Origin of the sequence: Sphaerisporangium aureirubrum, from assembly GCF_042658925.1 — a bacterium.
GTDB classification, from domain to species: domain Bacteria; phylum Actinomycetota; class Actinomycetes; order Streptosporangiales; family Streptosporangiaceae; genus Sphaerisporangium; species Sphaerisporangium aureirubrum.
Genome location: NZ_JBHSRF010000028.1, coordinates 1 through 21066, shown reverse-complemented (window position 1 = coordinate 21066; position 21066 = coordinate 1). Strand labels below are relative to the sequence as shown.

Below are 21066 nucleotides of genomic sequence, written 5' to 3'. Positions count from 1 at the left end.
GCGGACCCACGGCGTGGTTCGCCCTCGGGAACCACCTAGGCTGGACGCCATGACCACATGGACGGTGCCTGGGCTGCCCGAGCGAGGGCGCTGCCTCGTCATGGGCGTGGTCAACGTCACCCCCGACTCCTTCTCCGACGGCGGCGAGTGGTTCGACCCCGAGGTCGCGGTGCGCCACGGCCTCGACCTGGTCGAACAGGGCGCCGACATCGTCGACGTGGGCGGCGAGTCCACCCGCCCGGGCGCCGCCCGGGTGTCCCTGCCCGAGGAGCTGCGCCGGGTCGAGCCGGTGATCCGCGCCCTCGTCCAGGAGGGTGTGACCGTCAGCGTCGACACCATGCGCGCCGAGGTCGCCGAGGCCGCCGTGGGCGCGGGCGCCGCGCTCGTCAACGACGTCAGCGGGGGCCTGGCCGACCCGGCGATGCCCCGCGTGGTCGCCGCCGCCGGCGTTCCGTACGTCGTGATGCACTGGCGCGGCCACAGCCAGGACATGGAGGCCCGCGCCGTCTACGCCGACGTCGTCACCGAGGTCTCCGAAGAGCTACGCAAACGGGTCGACTCGGTACTCGCCGAGGGCGTCGCCGAGCAGCAGATCATCCTGGACCCCGGGCTGGGCTTCGCCAAGCGCCCCGAGCACAACTGGACACTGCTCGCCGCGCTAGGCAGGCTGAACGAACTCGGCCACCCCGTCATCGTCGGCGCCTCCCGCAAGCGCTTCCTCGGCAGGCTGCTGGCCGGCCCGGACGGCGCCCCGAGGCCGTTCAGCGGCTGCGACGACGCCACACTCGCGGTGACCGCGCTGGCCGCCCACGCCGGGGCCTGGTGCGTGCGCGTCCATCACGTGCGGCCGAACGCCGACGCGGTGCGGGTCGCCGCCGCCTGGCACACCGGGGAGGGAGCCCGATGAGCGCCACCGCTGCCGAGATCGAGAAGCTCAACGAGGCGTTCTACACCTCGATCGAGAGCGGCGACCTCGACAAGATGACCGACATCTGGGCCGAGGACCAAACGGGCCGGGTGGCGATGTGCGTGCACCCCGGCTGGCCCATGCTCACCGGCCGGGCCGAGGTGCTGCGCTCCTGGGCGCTGATCATGGCCAACACGCCGTACATCCAGTTCGTGCTGACCGACGTGCGCACGACCGTCCTGGGCGACGTCGCCGTGGTCACCTGCGCCGAGAACATCCTGACCGCCGCCGACACCGAGGACGCCACCTTCGCGGCGGGCCGCGTGGTGGCCACCAACACCTTCGTCCGCACCCCCGCCGGCTGGAAGCTCTGGTTCCACCACGGATCCCCGGTCCTGCAGGGTGACGACGACGAGGAGGAGTCAGAGGAATGACCCGGGGGACGAGCGCCGACACCGTGCGGCTGGCGGGGCTCAGGGCCCGGGGAAGGCACGGTTGCCTGCCTGCCGAGCGCGAACTCGGGCAGGAGTTCGTGGTGGACGTCACGCTGTTCCTGGACACCGCGCCCGCGGCGGTGAGCGACGACCTCGCCAAGACCGTCGACTACGGCGAGCTGGCCGTGCGGCTGGCCCGCATCGTCGAGGGCGAGCCGGTGAACCTCATCGAGACCCTGGCGCACCGCCTGGCGGCGGCCTGCCTCGCCGACGAGCTCGTCGACGAGGTCGAGGTCGCCGTGCACAAGCCCGCCGCGCCGGTCCCTGTCCCGTTCGGCGACGTCATCGTGACTGTGAGGAGGAGGCGGGAATGAAGGTCGTGCTGGCGCTCGGCAGCAACGTCGGTCACCGTTTCGAGACCCTGCAGGGCGCCGTCGACGCGTTGTTCGACGCGCCCGGCCTCGATTTCGTGGCGGTGTCCCCGGTGTACGAGACCGAGCCGGTGGGCGGTCCGCCCGATCAGCGCAACTACTTCAACGCCGTGGTCGTCGGCCGCACGATGACGCTCGGCCCGCGGGCGATCCTGGAGCGGTCGCTCAGCGTGGAGAGCGCCTTCGGCCGGGTGCGCGAGGAGCCGTGGGGCCCCCGCACCCTCGACGTCGACGTGATCATGGTTGGCGATCTGATGTCGGACGATCCCGAGCTCACCCTGCCGCATCCCCTGGCGCACGAGCGCGCGTTCGTCCTGGTGCCGTGGGCCCAGATCGATCGCGAGGCGGTGCTCCCCGGCCGCGGTTCGGTGGCCGGCATGCTGAGCGGCCTGGACCAGAAGGGCGTGTGGTTGCGCCCCGACCTGGCGCTGCAACCCCCGGACTGACCCGGCCGTCCCCGCCGGGCGCCGTCACGGCGCCCGGCGGTGTGACGACAGAGACCGGGGTGACAAGAGAGAGGAGGGGCGGGTGACACCGAGCCGTCCCGGCGTGCTCGTCCTGCTGCTGGCCATCGTCGCCGCCCTGACCTGGGTGGTCCTGCAGCAGGTCTACTCCGACCTGCCCACCGTCCCGTGGACGGCCATCCCCACCGTGCTGCTGCTGGCGCTCGGCGAGGCGTTCAGCGGGTACATGACCCGGGCGCGCATCAGGCGCGACCCCGGCACCAAACCCGTGGAGCCGCTCGCCGTGGCGAGGCTCGCGGCCCTGGCCAAGGCGTCCGCGCACGTCGGCGCGGTGTGCGCCGGCATCTTCGCGGGCTTCGTCCTGCACGTCCTGCCGCTGCTGGACCAGGACACCCCGCGCCGCGACTTCTTCCTGGCCGGCGGCTCGCTGGTCGCCTGCGTGGTGCTCGTCTGCGCCGCCCTGTTCCTGGAGCACTGCTGCCGGGTGCCGAAGACGCCCGACGACGAGCCGCGTCCCTGACCCCGGACGAGACGCGGGGGCCCGGCGCCGGCCGGGCCCCCGCGCATGGAGCCACCCTGATCTTCACCCTGTCCCTTCACGCACGGGGTGTTCTGCACCGGAGCGCGGCGATTAAACGCCCCGCCGGAAATTCTTTCGGACAGTCCTTCGGCGGGTCATTTGTCGATGTCCCCGACCACGAAGAACATCGAGCCGAGGATCGCCACCATGTCGGCGATCAGGTTGCCGGGCAGCATCTCCCGCAGCACCTGCACGTTGTTGTACGACGCGCTGCGCAGCTTGAGCCGCCACGGTGTCTTCTCGCCCCGGGACACCAGGTAGTAGCCGTTCAGCCCGAGCGGCGACTCGGTCCAGGCGTAGGTGTGGCCCTCGGGCACCTTCAGCACCTTGGGCAGCCGCTGGTTGATCGGCCCCTGCGGCAGCTCGCGCAGCCGCGCGACGCACGCGTCGGCGAGGTCCAGCGACACCTTGGCCTGTTCGAGCAGCACCTCGAAGCGTGAGTGGCAGTCGCCCGCCGACCGGGTGATCACCTTGACGGGAAGCTCGTCGTAGGCGAGGTACGGCTCGTCGCGGCGCAGGTCGAGGTCCACGCCGGAGGCGCGGGCGATGGGGCCGCTGACGCCGTACTGCAGGATCGTGGCCTGGTCCAGCACGCCGACGCCGCGGGTGCGGGCCACGAAGATCTCGTTGCCGTGGATCAGCCGCTCGATGTCCGGCAGCCGTCGCCGCACCTCGGCCACCGCGTGGGTGGTCCGGTCCAGCCAGCCTTCCGGCAGGTCCTCCTTCAGGCCGCCGACCCGGTTGAACATGTAGTGCATGCGCCCGCCGGAGATCTCCTCCATGACGGCCTGCAACGTCTCCCGCTCGCGGAACGCGTAGAACACCGGCGTGATCGCGCCGAGCTCCAGGGGATAGGACCCGAGGAACATCAGGTGGTTGAGGACGCGGTTCAGCTCGGCGAGCAGGGTGCGGGCCCACACCGCGCGGATCGGAACCTCCATGCCGAGCATGCGCTCCACGGCGAGCACCACGCCGAGCTCGTTGGCGAACGCCGACAGCCAGTCGTGCCGGTTGGCGAGCACGATGATCTGGCGGTAGTCGCGCACCTCGAACAGCTTCTCCGCGCCGCGGTGCATGTAGCCGATGATCGGCTCGGCCGCGGCGATGCGTTCGCCGTCCACGATGAGCCGCAGGCGCAGCACGCCGTGCGTCGACGGGTGCTGGGGCCCGATGTTGAGGATCATGTCCTCGGTCGCGAGCTCCTTGGCCCCGGTGCCGAGACCCACGACGCGTTCGGTGCGGGGAGCGGCTCCGGCGGGAGGTTCCGTCATACCCTCATGCTGTCACGTCAGCGCCGGGAGACAAGATCCGAGAGCGCCGTGAGCAGCCGGTCGACGTGCTCGGCGGTCGTGCCGGCCCCGATGGACGCCCGTACCGCGCCGGACTCGCCGCAGGGCCCGGTGCCGCCGAGCAGGTGCCCGACCAGGGGATGCGCGCAGAATCTGCCGTCCCGGACGCCGATGCCGTACTCCGCCGACAGCGCCTCGGCCACCTCGCGGGCGGTCCAGCCCTCGACGATGAATGAAACGATGCCGACGCGCGGGTGGTCCGGCCCCCACAGCGACAGCTCGCGCACGCCCTCGATCCGCGCCAGCCCCGCGCGAAGCACGCCGAGCAGGCGCTCCTCGTGCGCGATCAGCGTCGTCCAGCCGGTGGCGGTGAGCGCGTCGCAGGCCGCGGCCAGCGCGATCGCGCCGAGGACGTTCGGGGTGCCCGCCTCGTGCCGCTGCTCGGGGTCGGCGCTCCACTCGGTGTCCACCACGCCCGGCGCGCCCACGGTCACCGCGGCGGACGCCCCGCCGCCGCGCAGGTACGGCTCGGCGGCCGAAAGCCAGTCGGGGCGACCGATCAGCGCGCCCGCGCCGAACGGGGCGTAAAGCTTGTGCCCGGAGAACGCCACGTAGTCCAGGTCCAGCGCGGTGATGTTGAGCGGCCGGTGCGGGACGAGCTGGGCGGCGTCCACGAAGATCCGCGCCCCGTGCCGGTGCGCGATGTGCGCGAGCGCCGCGATCGGCCACAGCTCGCCGGTGACGTTGGACGCGGCCGTGACGACCAGGAGCTTGGGCCCGTCGATGGCGGCCAGCGCCTCGTCGGCCGCCCTGATCGCCGTGCCGGGGAACTCCGGGGCCGGCAGCCGCACCGGCTCGCCCCATGGCAGCAGCGCCGCGTGGTGCTCGGTGTCGAAGACGACCACCGTGGTGCCCTCGGGCAGTGAGCGGGCCAGAAGATTGGCCGCGTCGGTGGTGTTGCGCGTGAACACCACCGCGTCCCCGGCCCGGGCGCCCGCGAAGGCCCGCACCGTGTGCCGGGCCTGCTCGTACCGCGTGGTGGTGAGCTGTGAGGCGTACCCCGCGCCCCGGTGGACGCTGGAGTAGGCGGGGAGCGCCGCGGCGACCGCGTCGTTCACCGCCACCAGACACGGCGCGCTGGCCGCGTTGTCGAGGTTGGCGTACCGCACCAGCCGCCCGCCCTTGACCGGCACTTCCAGGTCGGCCCCCAGCACCGGCGGCACCGCTCTGTGGGGGGTCTGCTCGGGAACCGCGGCGTTTCGCACGGTGGCGGTGTGGCTCGCCGGACGGGCGACGGGAGCGGAATTCAAGACGGTGATCGACAACGCCGGCCTCCTGGAGGTCATGGGACCCCGGTCAGGCGTTGAACTCCCGGAGCCCGCGCTTGCCCGGCGCCCATCGCGCCGGACCTGGTCCTCACCCGGGGCACCCCGCCGCGAGCGCGAGGGTTGCCGGCCAGCAAGCCGGGGCTTGGTGCTGGCACTCATGACCTACGGCGACTATAACCGAGCCCCCCGCCGTCCCCGCAACCCCGGTTCCCCCCTACGGCGTGCCGCGCGCCACCCCGCCCCGCCGCCCGGAGTTCCGGCGAATCATCACGGTTCGGCGTTGGTCGCCGTCCGCCGGGGGCCGAGGCGAACTCTTGGGGCTGGTCGTGCGTTTAGCAATCAATGTCCGCGTCAAGCCGGGTGATGGTGGCCGGTCGTACTAGGAGGCGTGATGGATTGGGTGGCCGACCCGGGGATCTGGATCGGGTTTCTGACCTTGGTCGCGCTGGAGATCGTGCTCGGGATCGACAACATCGTGTTCATCTCGATCCTCTCCGGCAAGCTGCCCCCTGAGCAGCGGGACCGGGCGCGCAAGCTCGGGCTCGCGCTGGCGTTGATCACGCGGCTGGCGCTGCTGCTCGCGCTGTCCTGGGTGGTGCGGCTGACCGATCCGCTGTTCGACGTGTTCGGGCACGGGATATCCGGGCGGGACCTGATATTGCTCTTCGGCGGGCTCTTCCTGCTGGGCAAGAGCGCCTACGAGATCAGCGACAGCCTGGAGGGCGGCCACGGCGAGTCCGGCGGGCGCGCCGCCGCGTCCTTCGTGTCGGTGATCGTGCAGATCATGCTGCTGGACATCGTGTTCTCGCTGGACTCGGTGATCACCGCGGTCGGCATGGTGGACGAGATCGGCGTCATGATCGCCGCGGTGATCGTCGCGGTCGCGGTCATGCTGGTCGCCTCCGGCCCGATCAGCCGCTTCGTGGAGAGCCATCCGAGCATCAAGATGCTGGCCCTGTCCTTCCTGGTGCTGATCGGCGTGATGCTCATCGCGGAGGGCTTCGACCAGCACATCCCGAAGGGCTACATCTACTTCGCGATGGCCTTCTCGCTGGGGGTGGAGCTGCTGAACATCCGGATGCGCCGCAGGTCCCGCGCCGCCGCGGAGGCGGCACCGTCCGGGGAGGCCGAGCCGGGTACGGCGCCACCGGCCTGAGACCCGCGGGTCCGAAAGCCCCACCCGGCGCTGGGTGGAAAATCCCAACTACCATGACTTAGTGCGCTTTGATCCATGGAATCCGGAGTTCGTGGCCCATCCCTACGACGTGTACCGGGAGCTCCGCGAGACCGAGCCGGTGCGCTTCTTCGAGCCCACCGGCCAGTGGCTCGTGGCCCGGCACCGGGACGTCAACGCGGCGCTTCGCGACCGGCGGCTCGGCCGTTCGTACCTGCACCGCGCCACGCACGAGGAGTTCGGCAGGGAGCCCGAGCCGGACTTCCAGGAGCCGTTCTGGCGGGTGACCAGGGCCGGGATGCTGGACGTCGAGCCGCCCGTGCACACCCGGCTGCGCCGCCTGGTCTCCAAGGCGTTCACGCCGCGCATGGTGGAGGAGCTGCGCCCCAGCGTGCGGCGGATCGCCCGCGAGCTGGTGGACGGCTTCGTCGAGCGCGGCGGCGGCGACCTGATCGCCGAGGTCGCCGAGCCGCTGCCGGTGACCGTGATCGCCGAGATGCTCGGGGTCCCCGAGGCCGACCGGCACCTGCTGCGGCCCTGGTCGGCGGACATCTGCGGCATGTACGAGCTGAACCCCTCGCTGGAGGCGCAGCACACGGCCGTGCGCGCCGCGTCGGAGTTCTCCGAGTACCTGCGCGAGCTGGCCGGGTACCGCCGCAGGCACCCCGGGAACGACCTGATCAGCGCGCTGGCGAGGGTCGCGGACGAGGGCGACACGCTCACCGAGGACGAGCTCGTCGGCACCTGCGTGCTGCTGCTCAACGCCGGCCACGAGGCGACGGTGAACGTCACCGGCAACGGCTGGTGGTCCCTGTTCCGCAACCCCGCCGAGCTGGACCGGTTGCGCGCCGACCCGTCCCTGCTGCCGGCGGCCGTCGAGGAACTGATGCGTTACGACACGCCGCTGCAGATGTTCGAGCGCTGGGTCCTGGAGGACGTCACCATCGGCGGCGTGGACATCCCCAAAGGCGTGGAGGTGGCGTTGCTGTTCGGCTCGGCCAACCGCGACCCGGACGTCTTCGACGACCCCGACCGCCTGGACGTCGGCCGCCCGGACAACCCGCACGTCTCGTTCGGCGCGGGCATCCACTTCTGCCTGGGCGCCCCCCTGGCCCGGGTCGAGCTGATCGAGTCGTTCTCGGCCCTGCTGGAGGCGGCGCCCGCGCTGCGCCTGGTCGAGGAGCCGTCCTGGAAGCCGAACTACGTCATCCGGGGCCTCGAGTCCCTCAAGGTGGCCACCCGCTGAGCGCCGGGGAGGTCGCCTGGGCGAGCCACCCGAAGCCGCCGAGGCCGCCCGGGGCGATCAGCTCGGCCTCCCTGGACGCGCGGGCGAGGGCGCGCAGATACCCTCCGGGATCGGCGCTCGCGACGGTGAGTGAGGGACGGTCTCCGGTGACGCCGAGGGCCCGCAGGGCGTCGCGCTGAGTGGTCAGGGTTGTGGATATCGCGCCGGCCCGTTCGCCTGCCGCCGCGCAGGCGTCCAGCGCGACGTGTGCCGTGATATCGCAGGACCCGTCGGGTATGGCGGGCACGCAGGACCCGTCACGGTATGCGGTCAGGGTGCCGTAGGGCGGGCGGTTATCCACAGGGTGTGCATAATCGGCGGCCACCGCGAGCCCTTCGGCGAGGCGGCCGACGACCGACGCCCACGCCTCGTCCCGCGGCCGGCCGATCTCGGCGCGCAGGCCGGTCGCCGGGAGCGGCCACCACCGCTCCAGCCACGCCAGGTCCGGCCCGCCGGGCCGATCACCGAGCCGTTCCGCGCCGGTCTCGGGGTCCACCAGCACCAGGCGGAGACCGTCCGCCGTCTGCTCGGCGACGTCCAAGGGGACGTTGTCCAGCCACTCGTTGGCGATCACCAGGCCGGTGATCCCCTCCGGCGCCTCGGCGGACCAGCGGACCGCCGCGTCCAGCCCCGGCGGCGGCGCGGCCAGGTCGACCGCGGTGACCCGCAGCCGTCCGGCCAGGCCGGGCTCCGCCCCGCGCAGCACCTGGGTCACCAGGGTCCCGTCCCCGGAGCCCATGTCGACCAGATCGAGGACGGCGGGACGGCCGAGCGCGGCGTCGACCCCGCCGAGCAGCCGCAGCACCGCGCCGGCGAACACCTCCGACGCGCTCACCGACGTGCGGAAGTGGCCGCGCGGGCGCTCCCGCAGGTAGAACCCCCGCGCGCCGTAGAGCGCGCCCTCCATGGCCTCCCGCCAGGTCACCCACACGGCACGGGACGTTACCAACGCCCGATCGCCGGTCGCGGCAGGCGCCGCCGTACCCTGGTCAACTGGGCCCGTCGTCGAACTGGAGAACCTGGACGTGATGGAGACAAGCGACCGCCCCGGGCGCCTGGCCATCGGGGTGCTCGGCGCCGGGCGGGTGGGATCCGCGCTCGGCGCGGCCCTCGCGCAGGCGGGGCACCGGGTCGTGGCCGCCGCCGGGGTCTCCGACGAGTCCCGCCGCCGCGCCGGGGATCGGCTCGGCGTCGGCCTGTACCGGCCGGACGACCTCATCGCCCGCTCCGAGCTCGTGCTGCTCACCGTGCCCGACGACGTGCTGCCCGGCCTGGTCGCCGGGCTCGCCGCCGCCGGGGTCGACCTGCGGGGCAAGATGCTCGTGCACACCAGCGGCGCGTACGGCCTCGGCGTGCTCGACCCCGCCACCGGCGCGGGCGCCCTGCCGTTCGCGCTGCACCCGGTGATGACCTTCACCGGCAGGGACGACGACCTGCGCAAGATCGCCGGGTGCTCCTTCGGGGTGACCGCGCCCGAGCCGCTGCGGCCGGTGGCCGAGGCCCTGGTGATCGAGATGGGCGGCGAGCCGGTCTGGGTCGCCGAGCAGGACCGCGCGATCTACCACGCCGCGCTGGCCGGCGCCGCCAACCACATGGTGACCCTGATCGCCGAGTCGCAGGAGATCCTGCGCAAGATCGGCGTGGAGCACCCGGGCCGCATGCTCGGCCCGCTGCTCGGCGCCGCCCTGGACAACGCCCTGCGCCTCGGCATCGCCGGCCTCACCGGGCCGGTGGTGCGCGGCGACGCGGGCACCGTGCGCAGGCACGTGGACGCGCTCATGGCCACCGCCCCGGAGGCCGCCGACGCCTACGTGGCCCTGGCCCGGCTCACCGCCGACCGGGCGCTGGCCGCGGGGCTGCTCAAACCGGAGGCCGCCGAGCGCCTCCTCGACGCGCTGGGAGGCAACCCGTGGACGTGATCGTCGCCGCGAACCGCGCCGAGCTGACCGCGGCCCGCGCCGCGCTGGGCGTCGGCGGGGGCGGGCACGCCGCGGAGGCCGAGCCGCGGCCGGGCGTGGCGCCGGGCACGCTGGCGCTGGTGCCGACGATGGGGGCGCTGCACGAGGGGCACCGCTCGCTGATCCGCCTGGCCCGCGAGCACGCCGAGCACGTCGCGGTGAGCATCTTCGTCAACCCGCTGCAGTTCGGCCCCACGGAGGACTTCTCGCGCTACCCGCGCACGCTGGAGACCGATCTGGAGGTGTGCGCGGCCGAGGGCGTCGCGCTGGTGTTCGCGCCCCCCGCCGCCGAGATGTACCTCCCGGACCGCCAGGTCGGCGTGTCCGCGGGGACCATGGGCACGATCGTGGAGGGCGCCTTCCGGCCGGGCCACTTCGACGGCGTGCTGACCGTCGTGCTGAAGCTGCTCAACCTGGTGCGGCCGGACACCGCCGTGTTCGGGCGCAAGGACGCCCAGCAGCTGGCGATGATCCGCCGCATGGTCGCCGACCTCGACGTGCCCGTGGAGATCGTGGGCGGCGCGACGGTCCGCGAGCCCGACGGCCTGGCGCTGTCCAGCCGCAACCGCTACCTGACCCCGGCCGACCGGGCGACCGCGCTGGCGCTGTCCGCCGCGCTGAACGCGGGCGCCCGGCACGAGCGCGCGCCGGACGTGCGGCGGGCGGCGCAGGCCGTGCTGGACGCCGCGACGCGGGCCGACCCGCCGCTCCTGCCGGACTACCTGACCCTGGCCGATCCCGCCACCTTCGCCCCCGTCGCCGACGACCACCGGGGCGAGGCCGTCCTGGCCGTCGCCGCCCGCGTGGGCGCCACCCGCCTGATCGACAACGTGGTGCTGACCCTGGCGCCGTGACGGACCGGTGACCCGTGCGCGGCGCATAGTCTGGGGACGCCGACCAGCGCGGATCCAGAACCCCCACCCCTTGCCGTGGGAATGTGCGCGCCATCGGTTATCGTCATAGTGACGAAATTAGGAGCCACCCATGACGTACCCGCCCCTCCCCCGGCGGCTCACCGCCCCCGATCCCGGCTGGACCGTCCACGCCGACCTCGTCGTCGTGGGCTCCGGCATCGCCGGCCTCACCGTCGCACTGCGCTACGCCCGGCTCGTGCCGGGTGCCCGCGTGCTGGTCGTCACCAAGGACGTGCTGTCGGCCGGCTCCACGCGCTGGGCGCAGGGCGGCATCGCGGCCGTGCTGGACCCCGCCGACTCCCCGGCCGACCACATGCGGGACACGCTGACCGCGGGCGCGGGCGTGTGCGACCCGCGCGCCGTCCAGATGCTGGTGACCGAGGGGCCGGGCGCGCTGCGGCGGCTGATCGACCACGGCGCGAGGTTCGACAGGGAGCCGGACGGCGGCCTCCAGCTCACCCGCGAGGGCGGCCACCGCCGCGACCGCATCGTGCACGCGGGCGGCGACGCCACCGGCGCCGAGGTCCAGCGCGCCCTGGCCGAGGCGATCCGCGCGGGCGCGCCCGCCGAGGCGTCCGGCCCCGGCATCGAGGTGATCGAGCACGCCCTCGTGCTGGACCTGCTCAAGGACGCCACCGGCGCCGCCTGCGGCGTCACCCTGCACGTGATGGGCGAGGGCGCGCACGACGGCGTGGGCGCCGTGCGCGCGGGCGCCGTGGTGCTCGCCACCGGGGGCATGGGCCAGGTGTACTCGGCCACCACCAACCCCGTCGTGTCCACCGGCGACGGCGTGGCCCTGGCGCTGCGGGCCGGGGCCGTCGTCAGCGACCTGGAGTTCGTGCAGTTCCACCCCACGGTGCTGTGGCTCGGCGAGGACTCCACCGGGCAGCAGCCGCTGATCTCCGAGGCGGTGCGCGGCGAGGGCGCCTTCCTCGTCGACGCCGCGGGTGAACGCTTCATGACCGGCGTGCACGAGCTCGCCGACCTCGCCCCCCGCGACGTGGTGGCCAAGGCGATCATGCGCCGCATGCTGGAGACCGGCGCCGACCACGTCCTGCTGGACGCCCGCCACTTCGGCGAGGAGAAGTGGCGCACCCGCTTCCCCACCATCCACGCCATCTGCCTGGAACACGGCATCGACCCCGTACGCGAGCCCATCCCCGTCGCCCCCGCCGCCCACTACGCCAGCGGCGGCGTGCGCACCGACCTGCGCGGGCGCACCGGCGTCCCCGGGCTGTACGCCTGCGGCGAGGTGGCCTGCACGGGCGTGCACGGCGCCAACCGGCTGGCGTCCAACTCGCTGCTCGAGGGCCTGGTCTTCGCCGAGCGCATCGCCGCCGACCTCGCCGGCACCCGCCACCGGCGGCCCGGCACGCCGGTGGACGACGGCCGCGAGGCCGGGCTGGCCGACCCGAGGATCCGGTCCCGGGTCCAGGCCCGGATGAGCGCGGGCGCCGGGGTGCTGCGCGGCGGCCGGAGCCTGCGGGAGGTGCGCCAGGCCCTGCTGGACGCCAGATGGACGCCGGTGGCCGTGCAGCCGTGCACCGAGGCCTGGGAGGTCACCAACCTGCTCACCGTGGCCACCGCGCTCGTCGCCACCGCGGCGGCCCGCGAGGAGACGCGGGGATCGCACTGGCGCGAGGACTTCCCCGAGCGGGACGACAACTGGTGGCTCGGGCACCTGGACGTGACCCTGGCCGAGGAGGGGCTGACCATGACCTACCGCCGCCACGACGAGGAGCGCGCGACGACGCTGCCGCACCAGATCGAGGCCGAGCTGACGGACACGGGCCTCGACCCGGCGGCCGTCGTCGCGCTGATCGACGCCGCGTTCGCCGAGGACGCCGGCCCCGAGGGCGACGTGACGACCCTGGCCACCATCCCGGCCGCCCAGCGCGCGACCGCGGACGTGGTCGCCCGCGCCGACGGTGTGGTGGCGGGGCTGCCGGTCGCCGAGGCGGCGTTCGTCCGGCTGTCCGGCGGGCGGCTCACCGTGGAGCGCGGTGTCAAGGACGGCGAACGCGTCGCCGCGGGGGACGTCCTGATGACGGTGACCGGCCCGGTGCGCGACCTGCTCACCGCCGAGCGCACCGTGCTCAACCTGCTCACCCATCTGTCCGGCATCGCCACCGAGACCGGTCGCTGGGTCCGCGCCGTGGCGGGCACCGGGGCCCGGATCAGGGACACCCGCAAGACCCTCGCCGGGCTGCGGATCCTCGCCAAATACGCCGTCCGGTGCGGGGGAGGGGTGAATCACCGGATGTCGCTTTCGGACGCGGCCTTGATCAAGGACAATCACGTGGTGGCGGCCGGCGGGGTCGCCGAGGCGTTCCGCGCGGTACGGCAGGCCTACCCCGGCCTGCCCATCGAGGTGGAAGTCGACCGGCTCGACCAGATCGAGCCGGTGCTGGCGGAGGGGGCGGACGAGATCCTGCTGGACAACTTCACCGTGGACGACCTGAAGCGGGCCGTACGCCTGGTCGGCGGGCGCGCCCGCCTGGAGTCCAGCGGCGGGCTCACCCTGGCCGTGGCGCGTGAGGTGGCCGCCACCGGTGTCGACTACCTCGCCGTCGGGGCCCTCACCCACTCCGCGCCCGCACTCGACTTGGCTCTGGACCTCCGGGGGGCTTGATGCTGCTCACGATCGACGTCGGCAACACCCACACGATGCTCGGCCTGTTCGAAGGCGAAGAGGTCATCGAGCACTGGCGCCTCGCGACCGACGCGCGGCGCACGGCCGACGAGATCGCGGTCGTCCTGCAGGGGCTGCTCAGCCAGAGCCCGCTGCTGAAGGGCGCCGACGTCAGCGGCATCGCCCTGTGCTCCACGGTGCCCTCGGTGCTCAACGAGATGCGCGAGATGTGCCGCAGGTACTACGGCGACGTGACCGCCGTCATCGTGGAGCCCGGCGTGCGCACCGGCGTGCCGGTCCGGATGGACAACCCCAAAGAGGTCGGCAGCGACCGCATCGTCAACGCCCTGGCCGCGGTCACGCTGTACGGCGGGCCGTGCGTGATCGTCGACTTCGGCACCGCGACGTCGTTCGACGCGGTCTCGGCCAAGGGGGAGTACGTGGGCGCCGTCACCGCGCCCGGCATCGAGATCTCGGTGGACGCGCTGGCGGCGGCGGGCGCGCAGCTGCACAAGGTCGAGCTGGTCCGGCCGCGCTCGGTGATCGCCAAGAACACCGTGGAGGCGCTCCAGGCGGGCATCATCTACGGCTTCGCGGGCCAGGTGGACGGCATCGTCGAGCGCATGGCTCCCGAGCTCGCCGCCGACCCCGACGACGTGACGGTGGTGGCCACCGGCACACTGGCGTCACTGGTGGTGGACGAGGCCAGATCCATCGACGTGCACGAACCGTGGCTGACCCTGATCGGGTTGCGGCTCATCTACAACCGCAACACGGGCTGACCCGCCGCGGCGGGCTAATAGCGCGCCGCCGCCGGGCGGGGCCGGGGCATATCCCGGCCCCGGCGGATCGCCGCCGTGTCGGGCATGCGGAAAAGCGCATGAAAGTGTTCCACATTTAGTGGCGAATAAGAGCGCATCGGCTCCCGATCATATGTCAACGGCATGGGCAGGCCGACGCGGACGCGCGCACGGCAGAGGGCATGTGACAGCGCAACCACCCACCCACCAGGCATGCCGTCACACCCTAGCGCGACACCCGGCTGACGTCCCTCCCCTTGATCGCCGCTGGCCGCCCCGCTACGGGCTCGTAAACATGTCATGAGTAGTTCACATATGGAGTGGTATGTCAATGACGAACGTAACAGGTATCGCGGTCAGTGCTTGACGACCTTTCAACGTGGCGTTTACCGTTCCTGACGGGCGGGCCGAAGCATTCAGTATGTTGCCGAGTTCGTCGTGGGGGAGAGGACACCCGATGGCGTATCCGGATCTGGTTTCCCGGGGAAATGACATTCCCACGGGATCAGACAGCGTGGGACTGACCGATGATGATCTGCTGCTGCTCGCCGAACTGGCCAAAGGCGTAACCGTGGATCGGGTCGGCCGCCGGCTCGATGTGAGCGGCCGCACCGTCCGCCGCCGCCTGCGCGGCATCTGCGACAGGATCGGCGTGGCCACCGCCATCGAGGCGGTGGCCTGGGCCGCTCGCCGCCGGCTGATCTGAGATCAGTCGGCGATGCGCACGGCCCCGGCGAACGGCCTGTTGCCCAGTGGCGCCACCCGCACCACGTCGCCGGTGCGGGGGGCGTGCACCATCATGCCGCCACCGATGTAGATGCCCACGTGATGCAGATCGCTGTAGAAGAAGACGAGGTCGCCCGGGCGCATGTCCTCACGGGACACATGGGTACCCGCCGTCCACTGGTCGCCGGTGTAGTGCGGAAGGCTGATGCCGACCCGCTGGTAGGCCCACAACACCAGCCCGGAGCAGTCGAAGGAGCTCGGCCCCGCCGCGCCCCAGACGTACGGCCTGAGCTGCTGGGTGAGCGCCCACTTGGCGGCCTCGGCCGCCTTGCCCTCACCGGGAATCGGGATGGCCACCTTGGTGGCCCGGCCGTACCCGCCCACCTGTGACAGGGCCCGGCGGAACAGGCTGCCCTCGGTCTTGGTGACCAGCTCGCGGATCTTGTCCCGCTTGGCGTCGAGTTCGCCGACGAGCTTCTTGACCTCGGCCTCACGGGCCTTGGCGCTCTCCTTGGCGCGCTCGGCGCTGTCCATCGCCTTGGTGATCTGCGAGACCTCCTCGCCCTGCTGCAACTGCAGGGCGTAGGTGGTGGCCGCGCGGTCGAGGTAGCCCTCAGGGTCGCCGGACATGGCGAGCGCGAGCGAGGAGCCGATGCCGCCGGTCATGTAGGCGTCCTGCGCGTACAGGCCCGCCCTGCGGCGCTTCTCCTCGAGGTCGGTCTGGCTCTTGTCCAGGGTCTGCTTGGCGAGCTTGGCCGAGCGCTGCGCCTGCTTCAGGCGCTCCTTCTGGCCGTTGTACTGCTCGGTCAGCGCCTCGATGTCGTTGTAGAGGCGTTCCACCTGGTTCTTGAGCTCGTTCAGGCTCGGCTTGGGGTCGGCGGTCGCGGACATCAGCGGCGAGCCGAAGGTGAGGGCCGTCAGGGTGACGGTCACCATGGCGATGCGGCGTGGCAGGCGCCGTGATTCCGTGCGGCCCGATCCGGCGACGCGAGCCGCCATGGCCGTCACGGCCGCGCCGAGCCGGGACCTGTGGCCTCGGCGGGCGTGCCTGCCCGTGCTCTTCCCAGGCGTGCGCCCAGCGTGCACCAACGAGCTCCTCTCCTCGGTCGCCTACCGGGTTAGCTGACGGGTTCGGGCGGGAGTGGCCCTACCGAGTGCGCGGGTCGCGGAGATCGCGATTCCTCCCTCTCGGATTCACCCCGGGTGGCGGCCGGCCGGGATTTGGTCCCGGGCGGGTGGCCGTGTGGTTCCCCGGTTCCCGGCATGGTCGGAGGTGGCCGGGATTAGGCGGTCCGGTCATCGTGGGCGATGACCGGCATCGAGCCTGGACACTAGTGCAGCTCAGGTTCCTGCTCAACCAGAACTACGAATTCTGTAGAGGAATCACAACCGGCGCATCACGGCGCGATCACGCCGGGCGGGGCGCGGCACCCGCATTACGCTGCGAAGACTCCTGCTTTACGCTCCCATGGCGATGAAGTCGCAGGTGGTGGAGCCTTGATCTGGGAAATAACGGGAACCCTGCCACGTTTCGACGGCACGCTGTCAACCGGCTACCCAACGCGACCGGTATCGGCCTTGGGGGATTTTGGGGCGGGCCGTTATTGCCGGTGCGGGCCGGAGCGGGGCGGCGTGGCCCGGCGCCTGCGGATACGCTGACCCCTCATGGAGCAGGTCGTGGAGTCCGTCCCTCCCGGGAGCGAGCTGGTGGTCCGGCGTGCGCGCGCCACGGACGTCCGCGCCATCGGGCGGCTGGTGGCGTCCTATTCCGGCGACGGGCCGCGGCTGCTGCGCAAGACCACCGTCACGCTGTACGAGGACGTCCAGGAGTTCTGGGTCGCCGAACAGGGCGGCGAAGTGGTCGGCTGCGGGGCGCTGCACGTGCTCTGGGAGGATCTGGCGGAGATCCGCACGGTGGCGGTCGACGTGCGCTGCCGGGGCCGGGGCATCGGGCACCGCATCGTGGCGGCGCTGATCGACACCGCCAGGGAGCTGGGGCTGCGCCGGGTGTTCTGCCTCACCTTCGAGGTCGAGTTCTTCACGAGGCACGGATTCGCCGAGATCCAGGGCACACCCGTGTCACCTGAGGTGTACGCGGAGTTGCTCGACTCCTACGATGAGGGCGTCGCGGAGTTCCTCGATCTGGAACACGTCAAACCGAACACTCTGGGCAACACCCGCATGATCCTCCATCTCCTCCCGCGTACCTGACGGCCCGGGTGACGGAATGGAAAGGTGACTGTTGATCCCGCTGTCGCTACGTTGGGCAGCACCACAGCATGTGTGCCTGACATTTGCCGCATGCGAAGCCGAAGTGAGGTGAAACGGTGAGCACCGGACAGCCGCCGTACCCACGTGACGAACCGGACGACAACTCGTCATCCGGACCTCCGCAGTACGGGCAACAGGCCGAGCGACCCGGCTCGGGGCTCGACCCGGAGGTCACAGTCGTCCACCGCCCCCAGCCGACGTCGGAACACGGCTACCCGCAGCAGCAGTCGTACGGACAGCAGTCCTACGGCCAGCAGGACCAATACGGTCAGCAGCAGGGCGGGACCGGAGCCTACGGTCAGGGATATCCGCAGCAGTCGCAGGGTCAGCAGTACGGCCAGCAGGGCTACGGCCAGGCTCAGCAGGGCTACGGCCAGGCCCAGCAAGGCTATGGCCAGGGCCAGCAGGGCCAGCAGGGCCAGCAGGGCTACGGCCAGCAGCAGGGTTACGGCCAGCAGGAGTACGGCCAGGCTCAGCAGGGCTACGGCCAGCAGGGTTACGGCCAGAGCCAGCAGGGCCAGCAGGGCTATGGCCAGCAGCAGGGGTACGACCCGAGCACCTACGGCCAGCAGCAGCAGTACGGCCAGCAGGCCGCCTCCGGCTACGGCCAGCAGGCTCAGCAGGGTTACGGCCAGCAGGAGTACGGCCAGGCCCAGCAGGGCTACGGCCAGCAGCAGTACGGCCAGCAGGGCCAGCAGGGCGCGCAGCAGGGCTACGGCGCGCAGGGCTACGGTCAGCAGGGTTACGACCAGCAGCAGTACGGTCAGCAGGGTTACGGCCAGCAGGGCCAGCAGGGCCAGCAGGGCCAGCAGGGCTACGGCCAGCAGGACCCGCAGGCCGCCTACGGGCAGCAGTACGGCGCCCAAGGGTACGGTCAGCAGGGCTACAGCCAGCCGGCGTACGGTCAGCAGGGCTACCCGCAGGGCTACGGCGCGACCGGCACGGCGCCCCCCGGCGTCGCGGCACCTCTCGCCGAGTGGTGGCAGCGCCTGGTCGCCCGAATCATCGACGGCGTGATCCTCGTGATCCCGACGGTCATCCTCACCGCCGTCCTCTTGGCGGTGCTGGTGACCCAGCCGAGCTTCGACCCGACCACGGGCGCGGTCGACGTGGGAAGCGGGCTGTTCCTCTACGAGCTGGTCACCGCGCTGCTCATCGGCCTCGTGTACCTCGCGTACGAGTTCCTGATGCTCAAGCAGCGCGGGCAGACGGTCGGCAAGATGGCCATGGGCATCAAGGTGGTGACGATCAACGGCCCGCTCGAAGGTGGGCTTCCCACCGCCGTGGTGGGCAGGCGCGCCGCCGTGTTGTTCGGGCCGCAGTTGCTGCGCTGGATCCCGTTCGTGAACTACGTGATCGGCATCTTCGCCCTGGTCAACATCCTTTGGCAGTTCTGGGACAAGCCCTACCAGCAGTGCCTGCACGACAAGGCGGCGAACACCGTGGTCGTCAAGATCAGGTGATTGTGACGCGAACAGGGCCGGGGTTCGCCCCGGCCCTGTTTTCTTGTTCTTGCCGTGGAACATTACGGCTGCGAAGTGGGCAAAGTGGTAACGGGCATACCCCTACTTGCGATAGGACCTTGCATGAACGGCGTGTGCCCGTTCGCCTGTCGCGAAAGGTGATCAGATGACGGCGGAACCACCCCCCGGGGGTGCACCCTACGGGCACCCCCAGCAGCCCGGTCCGCAGTACGGCCAGCAGTACGGCCAGCCGCAGGGACAGCAGTACCCCCAGTACGGCCAGCAGCCCGGCCCGCAGTACGGAACACCGCCGCAGGACGGCGGCCAAGGCGCGCCCTACGGCACGCCGCCGCCCTACGGGGCGCCTCAGGGGTACTCCGGCCAGCCCGGCGGTCAGGCCCCTCTGGCCCTGTGGTGGGAGCGCTGGGTCGCCCGTTTCATCGACGGACTGATCTTCAGCGTCGTCTACGGGATCTTGAGTTCCATCTTCACCGGGATGTTCGGTCCCTCGACCGCGGAAATCCTTGCGAATCCGGCCGTGGTCTCCGGTTCGCTGGTCCTGCCGGGGCTCCTCGCCGGGATCATCGCCTTCGGTGCGTATGCCGCCTACGACTATGTGCTTCATTCCAAGGACGGGCAGACGCTCGGTAAGAAGCTCATGAAGATCCGTCTGGTGTCGGCGACGGGCGGCCCGCTTGATTCGGCCGCCGTCATGAAGCGTTCCGCTATCTTCCCCGGCGTGATGGCTCTCTACGGCATTCCCATCGTGGGATGGCTGGCCTCCATCTTCGTGCTCGTGCTGGCGGTCCTAATCCTCGTGGACAAGCCGCTGCAACAGGGTCCGCACGACAAGATCGCGGGGACGGTTGTCGTCAAGGCGCCCCGCTGAGACCGACTTTTTCGACGGGGCGGCCGCGCTGCGGCCGCCCCGTCGGTGTTTTCGGGGGATCACCATTCCGAGGCCATCCGGTAAGACGGCTGGAGAGACGGGATTACCGTGGAACGGTCCTTCGGCCTGGTTTGAGACCCGCCCCCCCAACCCGTCCTGACCTCCTGTAGGGCTAGAGTCGGATCCTGACTCCCGGATCAGGCAACCGTGGTACAGACTGAGGGAGTCCCGTGTGACAATTAACGTGGGGGGCCGGGGAATGCGACCCCCCCGCGTGGAGCGAGGATCAATGAACGATGTATTGTCCGCGTTGATACCGCCAGCGGTAGTCGCCGTGGTGGTCATCGTCGCGGTGGTGAAGCTCGTGCGTTCCGAAGCGGCGGCCCGGAGGCGGGCGGACGAACCCGCCGAGAAGTCTTCGGAGGCTTCTTCCGGCTGAGCCGGCGAGGTCCACTCGGTTCCACTTCAATCACAACAGCATCCTGAATTGTCAGCCAGGGTTGCCGGGTATATGTTTGGCTGACGAAAAGAACTATGCTCTGCGAAAGGATTGCCAGATGGCCACGCAGATCCAGAAGATACTCATCGACGACCTCGATGGTGGCGAGGCCAGTGAGACTGTCACCTTCGCGATTGATGGAGCCGCTTACGAGATTGACCTGAGCGGCGAAAACGCCAAGAAGCTCCGTGACGCGCTGTCCTCATTCGTGTCCAGTGCCCGCAGAGCCGAGAGCGCGCCCGCACGCGGGCGCAGGCGTGGTGGAGGCCAGCGTCCGTCCCGGGAAAAGAGCTCGGAGATCCGGGCCTGGGCGAAGGCGCACGGCATCTCGGTCAGCGAGCGCGGGCGCATTGCCTCATCCGTGGTGGAGAAGTACGAGGCGGCACACTGACGATCGACATATGATCACCGGCTATGGCGGCGCGCCCTTCGGACGCCGCCATAGCCGCATGATCCCGTTTATCCGGGCGAGATCGTCCGGGGCGTGGTCGACCGCCCGTAGGAAAACTGCGGGTTAAACGTCGTTCGCTTGCGGCGTAGAGGGAACACGTGGGCCCCCAACAGTAGTTGGATGGAGCGTGAACGCCCTGCTCTCGGGGAACGCTCATGTGCATAGAGCGGTCACCGGTCGGGGCTAGCATGCGGATGCGGCGGGCCCGGATATCCCGAGCAGCCTGGCCGCTCTGTGAGGAGCGACGACATGTTCGAGAGGTTCACTGACCGCGCACGGCGGGTTGTCGTCCTGGCCCAGGAGGAGGCCCGGATGCTCAACCACAACTACATCGGTACTGAGCACATTCTTCTTGGGTTGATCCACGAGGGGGAGGGTGTGGCCGCCAAGGCTCTGGAGAGTCTTGGGATCAGTCTGGAAGGTGTGCGGCAGCAGGTCGAGGAGATCATCGGCCAGGGGCAGTCGGCGCCGTCGGGGCACATTCCGTTCACCCCGCGGGCCAAGAAGGTCCTTGAGCTGTCGCTTCGTGAGGCTTTGCAGCTGGGTCACAACTACATCGGCACCGAGCACA

22 protein-coding genes, 1 pseudogene and 2 riboswitches are annotated in these 21066 nt (G+C 71.2%); of the genes and pseudogenes, 18 read left to right on the top strand and 5 right to left on the bottom strand.

The annotated features are described in order from the left end of the window. The first annotated feature begins 49 nt into the window (after nt 1-49). The 5 genes from folP to ACFP1K_RS19710 all read left to right on the top strand — a co-directional run bounded on the left by folP (nt 50) and on the right by ACFP1K_RS19710 (nt 2756). The gene (gene folP, locus ACFP1K_RS19730) at nt 50-907 is read left to right on the top strand and encodes a dihydropteroate synthase (RefSeq protein WP_380755332.1); all 858 of its coding nucleotides are present in this window, start codon (nt 50-52) and stop codon (nt 905-907) included. Further along, nucleotides 904-1341 (top strand): nuclear transport factor 2 family protein, encoded by a 438-nt coding sequence (locus ACFP1K_RS19725; RefSeq protein ID WP_380755330.1) that lies wholly within the window; start codon nt 904-906, stop codon nt 1339-1341. The genes folP and ACFP1K_RS19725 overlap by 4 nt, the downstream gene beginning before the upstream one ends. Further along, entirely contained in the window at nt 1338-1715 is a 378-nt protein-coding gene (folB, locus tag ACFP1K_RS19720) for a dihydroneopterin aldolase (protein ID WP_380755329.1), read from the top strand. The genes ACFP1K_RS19725 and folB overlap by 4 nt, the downstream gene beginning before the upstream one ends. Then, complete coding sequence (gene folK, locus ACFP1K_RS19715; protein ID WP_380755326.1) at nt 1712-2218, top strand: 2-amino-4-hydroxy-6-hydroxymethyldihydropteridine diphosphokinase; 507 nt, start codon at nt 1712-1714, stop codon at nt 2216-2218. Before folB ends, folK begins: the two co-directional genes overlap by 4 nt. A gap of 82 nt (nt 2219-2300) precedes the next feature. Beyond that, nucleotides 2301-2756, top strand: a complete 456-nt coding sequence (locus tag ACFP1K_RS19710) for a DUF3180 domain-containing protein (protein WP_380755322.1) — start codon at nt 2301-2303, stop codon at nt 2754-2756. A 155-nt stretch (nt 2757-2911) separates the two neighbouring features. Here the strand turns inward: ACFP1K_RS19710 and ACFP1K_RS19705 are convergent, their stop codons facing one another. Beyond that, complete coding sequence (locus ACFP1K_RS19705; protein WP_380755320.1) at nt 2912-4087, bottom strand: NADH-quinone oxidoreductase subunit D; 1176 nt, start codon at nt 4085-4087, stop codon at nt 2912-2914. Nucleotides 4088-4104: 17 nt separating this feature from the next. Continuing rightward, a complete protein-coding gene (locus ACFP1K_RS19700) occupies nt 4105-5451 on the bottom strand; it encodes an aminotransferase class V-fold PLP-dependent enzyme (RefSeq protein WP_380755318.1) in 1347 nt (448 codons plus the stop codon). Between the two features lie 29 nt (nt 5452-5480). Next, nucleotides 5481-5596, bottom strand: a riboswitch (SAM riboswitch). A gap of 228 nt (nt 5597-5824) precedes the next feature. Between ACFP1K_RS19700 and ACFP1K_RS19695 the strand changes: the two genes are divergently transcribed. Together ACFP1K_RS19695 and ACFP1K_RS19690 are read left to right on the top strand one after the other, a co-directional pair. Further along, the gene (locus ACFP1K_RS19695) at nt 5825-6589 is read left to right on the top strand and encodes a TerC family protein (RefSeq protein ID WP_380755316.1); all 765 of its coding nucleotides are present in this window, start codon (nt 5825-5827) and stop codon (nt 6587-6589) included. 61 nt (nt 6590-6650) lie between these two features. Further along, nucleotides 6651-7853 carry a cytochrome P450 gene (locus ACFP1K_RS19690; protein ID WP_380755314.1) on the top strand — a complete coding sequence of 401 codons (1203 nt, stop codon included), beginning with the start codon at nt 6651-6653 and terminating at the stop codon, nt 7851-7853. Here the strand turns inward: ACFP1K_RS19690 and ACFP1K_RS19685 are convergent. After that, the gene (locus ACFP1K_RS19685) at nt 7834-8823 is read right to left on the bottom strand and encodes an SAM-dependent methyltransferase (RefSeq protein ID WP_380755312.1); all 990 of its coding nucleotides are present in this window, start codon (nt 8821-8823) and stop codon (nt 7834-7836) included. The genes ACFP1K_RS19690 and ACFP1K_RS19685 overlap by 20 nt on opposite strands. Before the next feature lie 97 nt (nt 8824-8920). Between ACFP1K_RS19685 and ACFP1K_RS19680 the strand changes: the two genes are divergently transcribed. The 5 genes from ACFP1K_RS19680 to ACFP1K_RS19660 all read left to right on the top strand — a co-directional run bounded on the left by ACFP1K_RS19680 (nt 8921) and on the right by ACFP1K_RS19660 (nt 14902). Then, nucleotides 8921-9811, top strand: a complete 891-nt coding sequence (locus ACFP1K_RS19680) for a Rossmann-like and DUF2520 domain-containing protein (protein WP_380755310.1) — start codon at nt 8921-8923, stop codon at nt 9809-9811. Next, nucleotides 9802-10704, top strand: coding sequence for a pantoate--beta-alanine ligase (gene panC, locus ACFP1K_RS19675; protein WP_380755308.1), 903 nt, complete (start codon nt 9802-9804; stop codon nt 10702-10704). Before ACFP1K_RS19680 ends, panC begins: the two co-directional genes overlap by 10 nt. A gap of 130 nt (nt 10705-10834) precedes the next feature. Continuing rightward, nucleotides 10835-13396, top strand: coding sequence for an L-aspartate oxidase (locus ACFP1K_RS19670; RefSeq protein WP_380755306.1), 2562 nt, complete (start codon nt 10835-10837; stop codon nt 13394-13396). Then, nucleotides 13396-14178, top strand: coding sequence for a type III pantothenate kinase (locus tag ACFP1K_RS19665; protein WP_380755304.1), 783 nt, complete (start codon nt 13396-13398; stop codon nt 14176-14178). The genes ACFP1K_RS19670 and ACFP1K_RS19665 overlap by 1 nt, the downstream gene beginning before the upstream one ends. A gap of 475 nt (nt 14179-14653) precedes the next feature. Then, complete coding sequence (locus tag ACFP1K_RS19660; RefSeq protein ID WP_380755302.1) at nt 14654-14902, top strand: LuxR family transcriptional regulator; 249 nt, start codon at nt 14654-14656, stop codon at nt 14900-14902. Between the two features lie 2 nt (nt 14903-14904). Here the strand turns inward: ACFP1K_RS19660 and ACFP1K_RS19655 are convergent, their stop codons facing one another. Further along, the gene (locus ACFP1K_RS19655) at nt 14905-16008 is read right to left on the bottom strand and encodes a C40 family peptidase (RefSeq protein ID WP_380755300.1); all 1104 of its coding nucleotides are present in this window, start codon (nt 16006-16008) and stop codon (nt 14905-14907) included. A gap of 5 nt (nt 16009-16013) precedes the next feature. Continuing rightward, nucleotides 16014-16222, bottom strand: a riboswitch (cyclic di-AMP (ydaO/yuaA leader). Between the two features lie 365 nt (nt 16223-16587). On the opposite strand from ACFP1K_RS19655, the gene ACFP1K_RS19650 reads away from it, so the two are divergent. Next, entirely contained in the window at nt 16588-17133 is a 546-nt protein-coding gene (locus ACFP1K_RS19650; protein WP_380755298.1) for an amino-acid N-acetyltransferase, read from the top strand. A 167-nt stretch (nt 17134-17300) separates the two neighbouring features. On the opposite strand, the gene ACFP1K_RS19645 is transcribed toward ACFP1K_RS19650, so the two are convergent. Continuing rightward, a complete protein-coding gene (locus ACFP1K_RS19645; protein WP_380755469.1) occupies nt 17301-18059 on the bottom strand; it encodes a hypothetical protein in 759 nt (252 codons plus the stop codon). A gap of 117 nt (nt 18060-18176) precedes the next feature. On the opposite strand from ACFP1K_RS19645, the pseudogene ACFP1K_RS19640 reads away from it, so the two are divergent. From ACFP1K_RS19640 to ACFP1K_RS19620, 5 genes and pseudogenes are all read left to right on the top strand, one after another. Then, nucleotides 18177-18656, top strand: a pseudogene (locus ACFP1K_RS19640) (RDD family protein); the annotation flags it as partial. Nucleotides 18657-18822: 166 nt separating this feature from the next. Next, nucleotides 18823-19545 carry an RDD family protein gene (locus tag ACFP1K_RS19635; RefSeq protein ID WP_380755296.1) on the top strand — a complete coding sequence of 241 codons (723 nt, stop codon included), beginning with the start codon at nt 18823-18825 and terminating at the stop codon, nt 19543-19545. 289 nt (nt 19546-19834) lie between these two features. Beyond that, entirely contained in the window at nt 19835-19984 is a 150-nt protein-coding gene (locus ACFP1K_RS19630) for a hypothetical protein (RefSeq protein WP_380755294.1), read from the top strand. 118 nt (nt 19985-20102) lie between these two features. Further along, nucleotides 20103-20435 (top strand): histone-like nucleoid-structuring protein Lsr2, encoded by a 333-nt coding sequence (locus tag ACFP1K_RS19625; protein ID WP_380755292.1) that lies wholly within the window; start codon nt 20103-20105, stop codon nt 20433-20435. Nucleotides 20436-20744: 309 nt separating this feature from the next. Further along, a partial coding sequence (locus ACFP1K_RS19620) for a Clp protease N-terminal domain-containing protein (protein ID WP_380755290.1) occupies nt 20745-21066 on the top strand: 322 nt, incomplete at its 3' end.

Bases quoted from the DNA above. Each gene is read 5' to 3' on its own strand.
- folK (WP_380755326.1), top strand. From the start codon at position 1,712: ATGAAGGTCGTGCTGGCGCTCGGCAGCAACGTCGGTCACCGTTTCGAG.
- ACFP1K_RS19680 (WP_380755310.1), top strand. From the start codon at position 8,921: ATGGAGACAAGCGACCGCCCCGGGCGCCTGGCCATCGGGGTGCTCGGC.
- ACFP1K_RS19670 (WP_380755306.1), top strand. From the start codon at position 10,835: ATGACGTACCCGCCCCTCCCCCGGCGGCTCACCGCCCCCGATCCCGGC.
- ACFP1K_RS19660 (WP_380755302.1), top strand. From the start codon at position 14,654: ATGGCGTATCCGGATCTGGTTTCCCGGGGAAATGACATTCCCACGGGA.
- folB (WP_380755329.1), top strand. From the start codon at position 1,338: ATGACCCGGGGGACGAGCGCCGACACCGTGCGGCTGGCGGGGCTCAGG.
- ACFP1K_RS19630 (WP_380755294.1), top strand. From the start codon at position 19,835: ATGAACGATGTATTGTCCGCGTTGATACCGCCAGCGGTAGTCGCCGTG.
- ACFP1K_RS19650 (WP_380755298.1), top strand. From the start codon at position 16,588: ATGGAGCAGGTCGTGGAGTCCGTCCCTCCCGGGAGCGAGCTGGTGGTC.
- ACFP1K_RS19635 (WP_380755296.1), top strand. From the start codon at position 18,823: ATGACGGCGGAACCACCCCCCGGGGGTGCACCCTACGGGCACCCCCAG.
- ACFP1K_RS19705 (WP_380755320.1), bottom strand. From the start codon at position 4,087: ATGACGGAACCTCCCGCCGGAGCCGCTCCCCGCACCGAACGCGTCGTG.
- ACFP1K_RS19665 (WP_380755304.1), top strand. From the start codon at position 13,396: ATGCTGCTCACGATCGACGTCGGCAACACCCACACGATGCTCGGCCTG.
- folP (WP_380755332.1), top strand. From the start codon at position 50: ATGACCACATGGACGGTGCCTGGGCTGCCCGAGCGAGGGCGCTGCCTC.
- ACFP1K_RS19725 (WP_380755330.1), top strand. From the start codon at position 904: ATGAGCGCCACCGCTGCCGAGATCGAGAAGCTCAACGAGGCGTTCTAC.
- ACFP1K_RS19625 (WP_380755292.1), top strand. From the start codon at position 20,103: ATGGCCACGCAGATCCAGAAGATACTCATCGACGACCTCGATGGTGGC.
- ACFP1K_RS19700 (WP_380755318.1), bottom strand. From the start codon at position 5,451: ATGACCTCCAGGAGGCCGGCGTTGTCGATCACCGTCTTGAATTCCGCT.
- ACFP1K_RS19695 (WP_380755316.1), top strand. From the start codon at position 5,825: ATGGATTGGGTGGCCGACCCGGGGATCTGGATCGGGTTTCTGACCTTG.